Origin of the sequence: Streptomyces sp. SID12501, from assembly GCF_010550245.1 — a bacterium.
Lineage (GTDB): Bacteria > Actinomycetota > Actinomycetes > Streptomycetales > Streptomycetaceae > Streptomyces.
In genome coordinates, this window is record NZ_JAAGLU010001033.1 from 1 (window position 1) to 389 (window position 389).

Annotated in this window: 1 protein-coding gene; it reads left to right on the top strand. The window is 72.0% G+C overall.

Features of this window, described 5'->3' with window-relative positions:
- The coding region (locus G3I71_RS49685) for a DUF2304 domain-containing protein (protein ID WP_164325577.1) at nucleotides 1-370 on the top strand (370 nt) is incomplete at its 5' end.
- Between the last annotated feature and the right edge of the window lie 19 nt (nucleotides 371-389).

Consider the following 389-nt stretch of genomic DNA (forward strand, 5'->3'; position numbering starts at 1 on the left):
GCTGGTCCTGGTCGCGATCGCGGCCGTCTTCGTCCTGGGGCTGCGCCCGCCCTCGGGTGCGCGTCACCTCGCGCTGCGTCGTGTGACCGTCGTCCTCGCGGCGCTGCTCGCGACGCTGTCGGTGATCTTCCCCGACACCTGGAACCTCATCGCCGAGTTCGTGGGCGTGGGCCGCGGCACCGACCTGCTGCGGTACGGGCTGATCATCGCGTTCCTGCTGTACATGGTCACGACCTACCGCCGGTTCCGGGACATGGAGCAGCAGATCACGTCGCTCGCGCGACGGATCGCCGTCGACGAGGCCGTGCCGCGCCCCGCCGTGGCGCCCGTCCCCCTCGACGAAGGGGCACGCGATGCCGACGAGCGCTGAGCAGCAGCCGGAGCCGTCG